Origin of the sequence: Bacteroides acidifaciens (assembly GCF_024623065.1) — a bacterium.
Lineage (GTDB): Bacteria > Bacteroidota > Bacteroidia > Bacteroidales > Bacteroidaceae > Bacteroides > Bacteroides acidifaciens.
On sequence record NZ_JANJZR010000104.1, the window covers coordinates 1 to 11,278 of the forward strand.

General features: G+C 41.7%; 8 protein-coding genes. All 8 read right to left on the reverse strand.

Translation table 11 applies throughout. From position 1 onward, the window contains the following. Positions 1-146: 146 nt before the first annotated feature. The 8 genes from NSB03_RS18610 to NSB03_RS18645 all read right to left on the reverse strand — a co-directional run bounded on the left by NSB03_RS18610 (position 147) and on the right by NSB03_RS18645 (position 11,152). On the reverse strand, positions 147-644 hold the full coding sequence (locus NSB03_RS18610; RefSeq protein ID WP_024988595.1) for a Panacea domain-containing protein: 498 nt from the start codon (positions 642-644) through the stop codon (positions 147-149). A gap of 77 nt (positions 645-721) precedes the next feature. Then, entirely contained in the window at positions 722-2,452 is a 1,731-nt protein-coding gene (locus NSB03_RS18615; RefSeq protein WP_257466572.1) for a DUF4209 domain-containing protein, read from the reverse strand. A gap of 38 nt (positions 2,453-2,490) precedes the next feature. Continuing rightward, positions 2,491-3,639, reverse strand: a complete 1,149-nt coding sequence (locus NSB03_RS18620; protein ID WP_128824497.1) for a Wadjet anti-phage system protein JetD domain-containing protein — start codon at positions 3,637-3,639, stop codon at positions 2,491-2,493. Further along, complete coding sequence (locus NSB03_RS18625; RefSeq protein ID WP_024988596.1) at positions 3,636-7,037, reverse strand: ATP-binding protein; 3,402 nt, start codon at positions 7,035-7,037, stop codon at positions 3,636-3,638. The genes NSB03_RS18620 and NSB03_RS18625 overlap by 4 nt, the downstream gene beginning before the upstream one ends. Further along, positions 7,006-7,590, reverse strand: coding sequence for a DUF4194 domain-containing protein (locus NSB03_RS18630; RefSeq protein ID WP_005845194.1), 585 nt, complete (start codon positions 7,588-7,590; stop codon positions 7,006-7,008). The genes NSB03_RS18625 and NSB03_RS18630 overlap by 32 nt, the downstream gene beginning before the upstream one ends. After that, positions 7,587-9,035, reverse strand: a complete 1,449-nt coding sequence (locus NSB03_RS18635) for a DUF3375 domain-containing protein (RefSeq protein ID WP_024988597.1) — start codon at positions 9,033-9,035, stop codon at positions 7,587-7,589. Before NSB03_RS18635 ends, NSB03_RS18630 begins: the two co-directional genes overlap by 4 nt. A gap of 119 nt (positions 9,036-9,154) precedes the next feature. Continuing rightward, positions 9,155-9,868 (reverse strand): RloB family protein, encoded by a 714-nt coding sequence (locus NSB03_RS18640; RefSeq protein ID WP_005845198.1) that lies wholly within the window; start codon positions 9,866-9,868, stop codon positions 9,155-9,157. 12 nt (positions 9,869-9,880) lie between these two features. Further along, positions 9,881-11,152 (reverse strand): AAA family ATPase, encoded by a 1,272-nt coding sequence (locus NSB03_RS18645; RefSeq protein ID WP_024988598.1) that lies wholly within the window; start codon positions 11,150-11,152, stop codon positions 9,881-9,883. Positions 11,153-11,278: the final 126 nt, after the last annotated feature.

An 11,278-nucleotide genomic window follows, 5' to 3' on the forward strand; every position in this document is an offset into this window, starting at 1 on the left:
ATTTTGATGATAATCAGAGGATTATTCTAAAATTGTTGCTGACCAACCTGATTGTATTCGATTCGCTGAATAGTTACTCCACTTGCCAATAACAATTCGTTATCTCATTTAAATCGTACCATACGCCCCTAGAAACAGGCACACCTTCAAACATAAAATTCTACATTTAAAAGATTTGCAGTCTGCCGTATATTCAAGCTCTCGCAATACACCTCTGCCGAACTATCGGACATTACCTCTGCAAAGTTAATCTGCAGGTCGGAGTTATTGCATTCCTGCCTGTTGAATGTTTCCAGTAACCCGGTACGGACAGCTGTCCGATACCACAGGCTATCCTTCTTACAGGTTTCTAAAAACAGATCTGATGCTGTCATATTACCATATCTGACCAGAACATCGTCCATTATCTCTATTTCACACTCAGAGAACTCACTGTCATCAAAATCGGCTATAGCCTCAATAAAAATTCCACCGTCCCTGAACTCTGTCCTGACAAAGCCTTTCAAAATATAGGGTACGTCTGAAAGGTCAATAAAGACATCCTTTGCCACAGGACCTGCCTGCCACACCTCATATGGCATGCCGATGAACGGAACATGATATTTCAAAGCCATATGTTCCTCCATCAGATACAGAAGTTTCAATAGTTTATTCCTGCAAAGACCTGATGTATGATATGCTATATACACTATAGCATACAATTATAACAATAACGGCAAAATTACTTCATATTTGCCGTTATTGTTTTACTTTTAGGACTAAACATCGTCAAGCGCAATATGCACAAAAACACAAGCGTTGCCTCTATCATTCCGTAATCTTGCGGTATATAGAACGCATGTGCTACGTAATTGCGAATATTGTATCCTTTAGCTGTGAACACATACTCAAAGAATTCAATATCTTCTTTTCTGAATATTTGCAGTAAACATGGTTCTCTCAGTAGATCATCAAGTAATGCCTGAGAAATACTGTTATCTCGTCCTACTTTTGTAACACAACCTCCATAATCACCAACCATATCACGCAGAATGCCTTCAAAACGTATGGAAAGAATATCCACAGGCAATCGCCAATCAGTTGGTTTTCCTTGCAAAAAACGATTATACTGTTTAATGAGTGCTTCAACTCCGTAATCAATCTGCGAAAACCATGTGGTCGTAACTACTTGACCTGATCTAGTATATTCCAGTTGAATACCAAAACAAGTGTTTTTTAGGAACCATTTCCTCAATTTACTATAGGTTAATTGTTTTATGTTGACTGCTGTAAGAATCATATTTATAACAGTATTTCTCACAATATTCATGAGCCATATACCGTATTTCTGACGCAAATCAAAATCCTTACCTGCGTCCTTGCTGTTTCCGTTGATGTCCATAATCTTATTCTCAAAGCCAAGTTTTTCTACCGTAGATTTGCTTGCAGACATTCGTAGGCGTATTTGTTCGTAAGAGGGAAACAAAAACCTAACGAGACATGAAAGATTCTCCAATAGCCAACTTAATTTCCCTTCAAGTAGTTCCTTTTCCAAGTTGCCAAAATACTCAACAATCTTCTTATCTGTTTTCTTCTCAATTTTGAAATGCAGCATTACCATTTTTTTCTTATTTTCTCGAAATGCCAGTTCTGCCCTGTTCCTTTTTTGGGTCAACCCCGCCTTCTGATAAAACACCATAGCTTTTTGGGAATGATCTTCGTTCATCCATGGGATGGCAATATTATTTGGTGCAGTTGCCGGATCAACTAATTGCCCCATTTCCATATCTCCCAACGCTTCATAAAAAAAGTTCATGTACGGCTTTGCCTCTCCCTGAATCTTTGATGAATAGAATAAACCTAACTCACAGCAGTTCTCACGCCAGCTATCTTTGACTAATGACAACAAATCCTTGCACAAACATACGATTTTCTTTGCATCACGACTTGGAAAGAAACCCTTTTCCTTAGCCAACCTTATGCAAACCATTTTTGTGCGGTATCCATAGTCTGATTCCAACACGCCCCAAATCAAATCGGTAGCCTCGGGTATCTTATACTTCACTCTTTTTATCAGTGACATCAGAACCTCTATAGCCTTTTCTGCTACATGCGGATAATCTTCTTTGTCTTTTGGCAATAAAGTGTTAATCACCGCTATCAAAGCATCAATAGATTGCTTAGCATAGCGGTTGTCATTCGTTAATAGTGAAATAAAGTAATTGTATCTGTATTTTAATAACTGGTTATTCGTAGCTTTAACACGTTCATCAAAATAAGATACAATAAAATTCTTATCAAAATTACAATTCTCATCCTCTATCAGCCGTTCAATTTTCCACCATGTAAGAATCTCAAGACGTGCTTTTGGCTGTTCTACCGATAAAAATGCGTCATACGAGAATCTACTGTCAAGATGACTATCATCCTGTTTTGTTTCAAGGAATTCGTACAATTCAGCTAAAGTTGCCATAATAATTTTACATCTATCCGTTAGACCTCAGATATTACCTAGCCATTTTTTAACAAACTATTGAATATATTATTAATACATTTTTGCGGAATCTTCTCTTGCTCTAGACGTAGGTTGTGAAACTTGACATGATCGTACAGTGCGGCTTCCGCAGGGGTAAGATGGAGAGGCTTTGATACATTGCTTGGTGTGCCTTTGTCGCCTTCAAAATATGTGTCAAAGGTAGTGCGATCCATCAGAAGGCTTTGTGTCTGGGGAAAATAACTGCGGAACTGCGAAAGAATTTCGAAGCCCTGTGCATCAATGTCGCCCCAATAATATAGTGAAGCGTGCCGCATGAACGGAACAGACTTGAGGATGCCAATGGTGAATCCATGCCCCCAAATCAGCAGACTTCCTGCCAACTTGGGAAAAGTCAGGAAGTTGATTTTATTCTCCACCACAAACACCTTTTGCACAGGCAACGACAACGCACAGAACTGACTCTGAGGCATCGTAAGATCGTCTACACCAGAAAAGTATTCATTCGCAATCGATGCTTCCAGCACACGAATCCGCACCCATGACTCATCGTATCGCAATCCAAAGCGCTTCTCGAACACCTTCTCATCCGAACAAACATGCTCTACAATGACAATATCCAGCAAATCACGAAGCACTCCCTTGTTACGTTCAATAAACTTGGTATGCACCTCAATGGGCAATTCACGAATGTACAACCTAGGACAAGGGTTTGCCACAAAATAGCGCAAAACTTTCAGCAAATCAGACCAAAAGGAAGCATTTTCCACCACCTTCAGCGGATAGCGTTCCACCCATGAACGAAGCTGCGGAAACTCATCAAGCAACATTGCCACATCCTTACGAAACTGTGATACTTCACCACACTTCTGCAAGAAGCGCTCAATGTCCGATGCACTCTCGAATAACACGCGCTCAGGCAGATCCTGTTCGCCCAATGCTTTCGTTTTCACTGTTTTCCACTCAATCGTGTAACCAAAGCCCTTCACCTCTTTCGATTGCGAACGGATGTCCGTCAGTTCACGTTGATACTCGTCCATCGATGCGCTAGCCTTCTTGTCGCAAGGGATCACAATTGGCTCAAACTCAGAGCCAGCTACCACCGAACGCAAATAATCTACATACTTGCGTTCAGTCTTCTTACGTATTTCTACTGCCGTTATCATACTTCCATACTCTTTTCACGTTCTGCCTTAAACTCACTGATAGGCATATTATAGAGCACAGAACAGTTGCCCTTGCGCTCCACATAATGCACATACGAAATATCGTTCTCCACGATGTGAATATTGTCGCTCGGAGTCACCACGAGCAACTGCAGATGGAGTTGTTTGCAGAGCGAAATCAGATAGCGTGCCTTGTCCTCGTCCTGTGCGCGAAAAGCTTCATCTATTGCAATGAAGCGGAACGAAGAATCTAATCCACTCTTGGTTAATCCGAACTGGTAAGCGATAGCCGATCCCAGAATCGTGTATGTTAATTGTGCTTTCTCGCCACCAGACAGCTGCCCCATCGCCTCATAGGTGTTACGCTTCTGCCCATCGTCTTGGTAAAACTCCTCCGACTTATATGTGTACCATCCACGCACATCCATCACCGACTTTCGCCATGATTCGACCTGTAAGCGAGACATCAGTGGTTCAATATGCTGTTCGAAATGAATCTTGCTTCCATCGATTGTTGAATTCATCTCATGAATATTAGGTATTGCACTGCTCAGCAGGTTTTGAAACTCCTTCACATCCACATTCAATCGTTTGGTTGCTACCAACTGGATATAAGTCTTTGGAGCATCTTTGAAATCAATGCCTATAAGATACGAATTCAATTGGTCGATGGTCTTGGTGATAGACTGACACCAGTTTTGGAAGAATACATTGAATGCACTGACTTTGTTGATGATATTCTCCTGCAAATACTTGTTGAAGCGCGATTCAAACCCTGGTAAATCTTCGTCAAGCAATCGTTGGTAATAGGCCTGATATTCGCCCATAAACTCCACGGCTTCGGGCAAACGGCTCACATCCGAACGCCAATCGTGATACTTCATGGTAATTTCCTCTGCGGGATTCTTGAAGCGATAAATCAGGTTCTTCAAATCGCTATTCTTGCGACTCTTCGTTTCACGCTGTTTCTGCAAAGCTAAATCGATCTCATGTTGTAACGTGTCACGCTTTCCGTTCAAATCCTCCAATGCCACATTCAGTAAATCTGTGTGTTGCGACTCAAAAGTATCCGTATCAACTACGCCTATTTGAGCCAAAGCTGAATTACTTTCGTTTCTCCTTTCTTTGAACTTATTCTCACGATTCTCCGATAATGTTTTCTTTTTGATAGCTTCATTGTTCTCATCATCAAGTAAACCGATTTCTTTTCTCACCCCCGCCAATTGCTCCTGTAAAATCTTCACCCGATTATTGGCTTCCTCCAGTTGTCGTTTCTGTTCTTGCTTTTGCTGAATGACTAGTACACACGACTGCCAGTCGATATCATCAAATTTATCGTATTTACTAAACAGCGTCAAATAGGTTTCCCGCTTCTTCTGAGCATTCTTTATGTCTTCCTCTAGCTTACGGACTTTAGCTGCTGTCATCTTTTCTTCCTGCTGCAACTGACGCACCTCTGCCTGTAACACGGCAATTTTCTCCTTGTTATCCCAGCCAAGCACATAGTGTTCCTTGCCTCGTATCTCTGGTCGGTCGTCTTTCTCATGCTTACCACCTCTCGCCTTTATCAGCCCCTCTTTTGTTACTGCTTTCTCTTGCAGATGGTTGAAGTCCGCAAGCGAATCAACACAACTATAGTTGAACTCAGCAAATAACCTGTCCTCAAGCCAATCCAAATACAAACACATTGGCTTGTATTCAAGCTTACGGAGCAACGAATCCGCTTTCAATGTCCTATCCTCAAACTCACGAATAGTCTCTGCGCCCTGGTATCGCTGATACACGATACGACCTCGCAGATTATGACCATTCACATACTCATTTACCTGCTTGTAATACTTCTCCGGCACTACCAACCGCAATGCAAAATTGTGAAGAATACGCTCAATGGAATATTCCCAATCACGCTCATCATCCTTCACACATATCAGTTCACCAATGAATGGAATCTCTTCGGTAGTTGCACCAACAGCTTCCAGTATCTCATCACGAATCTCAGCCACACGACCGGATATATTGTTCTTATGCTGCTGCAGATAGCGTATGGTGGCCATTCGTTCTTCTATGTTGCTACAGATTTCATCCTGACGGTTTTGTGCCTGACGCTTCTCTTCCATAAGTTGCCTGTCAATCGTCACTTGCAGAGCATCTTTCTCGCGTTTGGCGGTCGCACGATTAATTTCGAATACCTCTACATCAGGACTTTGTTCCATCTTCACCAGCTTTGCCAACTTATCGTATTCTTCGGCTTTGGCCTTGCGGTTATCACGTATCCTCACTCTCTGATTGATTTCCTTTTCAATTTCACGTATCTGCTGACCCACCTCGTCCTTCTCAATAGCCACCGTCAAGCGCATTTGCTCTTGTTCCAGCTCACCCTTCTGCACCTTCAACTCCTTCAACCTATCTTCCAGTTTCCTCAAGTCGCTCTTGCAGCACACCAACTCCTTGTCGCACAAATCCACCGTTCGCGCAGCAAACCAATAGGCTGCCACACTCTTCTCCTGCTCCATTTCAACTATGCGTATGTCTATCTCCTTCAGTTCCTCTGTCAATGCATTGATTGGTTCCAGTTGGGCAATCTGCTCCTTCACCTTATCGATATTAGTCTTAGCCTCCATCAGATTTTGGAAGTTGTCCTTCAGTTCCTGATACTTCTCCTCAGCCGGCAGTTCCTCGAGCATATTCGTACGAATAAAACTGTCCAGATCGTCCAACACTTTCACACCCACTATCTGATTGAAGAGTGTAAGCGCCTTGTCCGAACGCATACCGAAGAGGGTTATCATCTTTTCGCCATATGCCACCGGACCATCAAAAAACTCTATCGTGCGTTTTGTTTCATTCGTATTGTATTTTTTCGTCAGTCGCTTGCGCCAATCGCCATGCAAGTCAAACTCTGAAAAGTCACGCTCTATAGTCAACGACTCTCGGGCTACACCAAACAGTACCTTTAGTTCCTCGCCAGTGTAGTAGCGCACCTGAAACAGCGTCACCACGCGCTTGTCCACATTGCAGAACGATGCAAGCAATACCGAACGAGCCCCTTTGTCGCGCAATCTCAGCGTGGTTGTGCTCGCTGCACCCTCCTGCTGCTGATTGCCATAGTTGCCAAAGAAGTACGATTCCTCTGTACGGTTGCCCTTCTTCTCCACACCCGATGATTGATTGTAAAATCGTTGGCGCTTCAGTGGCACCATCAGCGTGAGCAGAGCATCTATCAGCGTACTCTTGCCCGAGGCGTTTGCTCCGGTCAATAGCGAGTTGCTACCATGCAAATTCATATGGTACACTTTTTTGTCAAAGGTTCCCCAATTCCACACTTCCAAATAGTCAAGCTTAAAGCCTGCCACTTCCGAACTGGTATTAAATAGGTTCATCTGCTGCATTATAGTCATTAAGTTTGTTTTTAAATTCTAATATATCGTCCAGTGTCACCTTATCCTTGATGATGCGATGTATCTTATAGCGCTTCTCACCCTCAATATGCTTTGCTTCCACCAGGAAACCAAAGCCTGCTATGCTATCTATATAGCGGTCAAGATCTTTCTCAAACTTGGCACGATTGAATGTGGCGGGAAGAAACAATTCTGCCTCTTCCTTTATTTCAGTAGCAGTTACATACTTGTCCGAAGCCTGCGACTCTGTTGGATTGCTGTCGAAGTCTTCGAGTATCTGCCTCAACACGATGAGTATCACCGAAACCTCAAAACCATACGACCTTCTCGACACCATGTTCAATGTTTTGTCTTCGTCCAATTTCATTTGCTTGACAAAGGCAAAACCTTCATCCTTTTTCACGATGAGTTCCAGTCCCATCACACTGATATAGTCCTGAATCTCGCTTTGGTAGTCGAGTAAATCATTCCAAACTACATCGTCTTTCTCTACGATGCCTTTCAACAGTTTCACTACAGCCCTGCTGTATGGTTGTATATTTGCTGCGTTCATCTTGTTATTATAATTTCGGGAATTGATATGGTTTTATTTTCTGTAAAAATAATATGTTGCTGGCGTTCTTCGCTTACCACCGTCTTATATTCCTTCAGCACGCCAATGTATCCAAACACTTCCGACAGACCTTTCTCCACGCCTTCGTTCCGCTCTATCACCTCTGCCAGGGTCGTCTGCTGTCTGTCGTTCAACACCTCGTTGATGCGGTCTCTCAGCACCTTTCGGTCGATGTGATACGGATTGTAGAGTTTACCAATACTCTCCAAATCAGCCAGACTCAGTCCGGCTATGTCAGGCTTATCCTTATACACAGTTTCTTTTACAGGTGTGAGGGTAAGAGGGCGCTCCAGCGGCAGATTGATGTCAATGGTTTCGTATTCAAGCGAAGCATCTGGCTTTTCTTTCCGTCTGCTGGCTTCGATGAGTAGTTTCTTTATATCGTTGATTACTTGCTTTGTCGCCTCAGCATTCATATGTCCGTTCTGGCGAATGATTCGACTCAGTTTCTCGCTCATGCGGTCGTTGGTTTTCGCAACCTTCTCACCAGCGTCAAACAGATGCTTTTTCATTTCCTTGAGAAACATGTCATGTGCATCAATGCCTCTATTTTCCAGCGTTTTGTAGAGTGCACCAGTCAACTCGTCCCATTCTTTCTGCAGATCGGCCGAGAGCAGAAACTCCCAAAATGCATAGAAACTTTTGCCTTGTTGCGATTGTTTTAGTTCGCCATATGCATCAAAGATGTAGTTCAACAAAGCTTTCTTCTCTGCATTTTCTGTCTGACGTTCGTATATCTCTTTGATAATCCCCTTAAAGTTGTCATCCACCTCTTTGAAATCGCTCAGCAGTTCCTTCGCCAGTTTGTTCAAACTGTTGTATCGTGGTTCTATCTGGTAGTCCTCGTAAACCTCGACCTCTTCGCCCATCTCCAGCCGCTGAATCTGATGCTCTATCTCCATTTTTTTGGTTCGAAGCAATTCTAGTCGCTTCTCACGGTCCTCGTTCGAGTATTCCACCAATTCCTTCAGTTGGGAAAACAGTGTCTTGAACTTTGATTCAGTACCGATGTAATCTTCTTTTTTCAAGCTCACCACCCAATCTATCAATTTGCTTGTGTGTGACGAAATCTCGTATATCACCTCTCCCTCTTCGTTCTGATAATTGGTCAAGAATCCCTTGTCTGTCCAGTCTTTGATGAGCCGTTTCGCTTTCTGTTCGTTCGACTCTACTAGTCTCGTCATTTCAGAATCATCCTCCACCAACGTATTTTCCTGCTCATCCAGTCGGTTCTCCAGTAGCATGTGCAAGCGTTCCTGCATTATAGCCGCCTGTCCTTCAAACGCTTCAATAACAAAAGACAAGAAGAAATCCACACTTCTTGATTTTATGAGTCGTACGCTTGGTGACTCTCGTAATATTTGTGTTATTTCTTCTACTTGCATAAATGTTATTCGAAATTATTTTGTTTAAAATCCATCAGTGTCTTAAATATTACATTCAAACACTTTTAAGGTGTTATTTATCTTTACACACAAAACACCACCATTGAATCATTGAAGTTCTATAATTCATTTTCCCCAATCCTTGCGATCAGTTCAGCATTCAGTTTCTCATCTCGTCCCAACAATTGCCGTACAAGCTGATAAATCGTAGTGCAAGGATTTTGATTTGCATAACGTGAATCTGCATATTCTAAATGCTTCGCTTCCGCATACCGCAAGGCGGACTCCATTGAGCCGTAAGTAGTCATTATCTTATAATTGTTAGGATCTTTCTTGGCGTATCTGTACTTTTTCTTCGATTTATATTTCGGAGAAGCATTTACAGCTGTTGAAATCTTCTCTTCATAATCCTTTCGAGACACTCCTGTTATTACATTCTGAAAATGATATAGATACCACAATTCGAATGCTTCATTACTCCAGGCTACCTCAATGCTATTTTTTTGTCCCATCGCAATGGCTTCGTTGAAATCCTTTGCAGGAAATTCATCCCTATCGAAAACAGCCCAAACACGGTCATAGTTATTCTTATTTTTAAGATCAATGGCCTTCTCCACAACATCTTTTGTTCCACGCCCAAGCCCTTTAACCTCGATGTCATATACAATTACCCCCTGTTGCTTTTCGGCAAAAGCTTCAAAGTAATTAGGTTCAGTCTTTGTCCCTTCGCACACAATTAACACAGAGCAACGTATGACTTTCTGTTCTCTCTTTTGCGATTGCCTCCTAAATTTTGAAGAAGCATTATCTATCTTTATTCTCTTTGCTGCCATAGCCTTACATTATTAATCATTCAATATATAAGGAATGGCACCATAACGACCGGCGATATAGTTTTTCTCATAATTTGCATCATTACGAGGTTTGGTCCCGTCTGGGAGTACGATATCAATCAGACTATACAAATCCGTCTGCTCTTTAGAATCTTTCTCCGTGAACCATATCTGGTCTCGTCTTAAAATTTTCTGAGAAAGTAAGTGCGTATCGTGGGTAGTGAATATCAATTGGGCATTCTTTGGATTTGTTTCCGGATTATTGAATAATTCAATAATATACTGAGAAATCAGAGGGTGCATTTTTGCATCCAGCTCATCGATGACAAGCACGCTCCCAGAATAAAGCGTTTCGAATATCGGTCCCGAAAGATCAAATAACTTATTTGTACCGGAAGATTCCCTATCTTCAAACGAGAAGTTAATTGTACCTACTATATTACCTTTATCTGAATATACGTTATGTATAGAATCCAACTCAATACTATTCTTGCCTTGCGTTTCTCTTTGGAAGAGTGCTCGTAATTCCATAGGCAAGTCCTGAGGAATATTGGGTTCTTCCTCATGAGTAAGAATGTTGTTAAATCCAAGTCTCAATTTCTGGAAGAAGTTGAGAGCATCAACACTCAAAGATTCTTTTTTGTGAAAAAATAATTTTGAATATGCTCTATATTGTTGATTATTCAATCCAGAAATCACATTAAAGTCCGATTGAAACCAAGAAATAACCTGACGAGATATTTCACCGCCTAACTGTTGGCATAATGACAGGAACAAACGGTTGTTATTGGTCTTTTCTTCATATCCGACTCCTTCCGGGAAATTATTCTCATCTACACAAATCCCATCTTCGTTTCTTACGAACATCATCTGCTCTTTAGAACGAGGTGTTGTTTTCCGGAATAACCATTCTTCAACGATACGCTCCAGATTATACCTGAATCCATATCTGTAACAATACTCTCCTTTTAAAAATATAATCTCAAACATAGAGGGATGGTGATTGTCCTTCAAAAGAAGAAATGGGTCATATTCCAATTGCTCATTGTCATTTAACTTCACCGACAACAACACGCAACTCGCCATTGCGTGCATCGCACTGACAAGATTGGATTTCCCACTTGAATTGGCACCATACAGCGCAAGCGAACGAAGCAGAGTATATTTATTGCAGTCAAACAAGTTCGTTTCAGTACATTCTTTCAAAGCTTTATCGGCCTCCAATACTAAGGTCTTTTTCCTATAAAACGACCTGTAATTCTCAACTGTAAATTCAAGTAACATATATCTGACTTTTAAGTGTTTCAATTATTTTTCATAACTGTTTTCGAGTACAAAATTATATAGAAAAATCGATTTTTTCTACACCGGCACAATAAAAACCGAGGCCAACCCTCAAACTCTGCTTCA

Bases quoted from the DNA above. Each gene is read 5' to 3' on its own strand.
- NSB03_RS18635 (WP_024988597.1), bottom strand. From the start codon at position 9,035: ATGCAAGTAGAAGAAATAACACAAATATTACGAGAGTCACCAAGCGTA.
- NSB03_RS18640 (WP_005845198.1), bottom strand. From the start codon at position 9,868: ATGGCAGCAAAGAGAATAAAGATAGATAATGCTTCTTCAAAATTTAGG.
- NSB03_RS18625 (WP_024988596.1), bottom strand. From the start codon at position 7,037: ATGACTATAATGCAGCAGATGAACCTATTTAATACCAGTTCGGAAGTG.
- NSB03_RS18620 (WP_128824497.1), bottom strand. From the start codon at position 3,639: ATGATAACGGCAGTAGAAATACGTAAGAAGACTGAACGCAAGTATGTA.
- NSB03_RS18645 (WP_024988598.1), bottom strand. From the start codon at position 11,152: ATGTTACTTGAATTTACAGTTGAGAATTACAGGTCGTTTTATAGGAAA.
- NSB03_RS18630 (WP_005845194.1), bottom strand. From the start codon at position 7,590: ATGAACGCAGCAAATATACAACCATACAGCAGGGCTGTAGTGAAACTG.
- NSB03_RS18615 (WP_257466572.1), bottom strand. From the start codon at position 2,452: ATGGCAACTTTAGCTGAATTGTACGAATTCCTTGAAACAAAACAGGAT.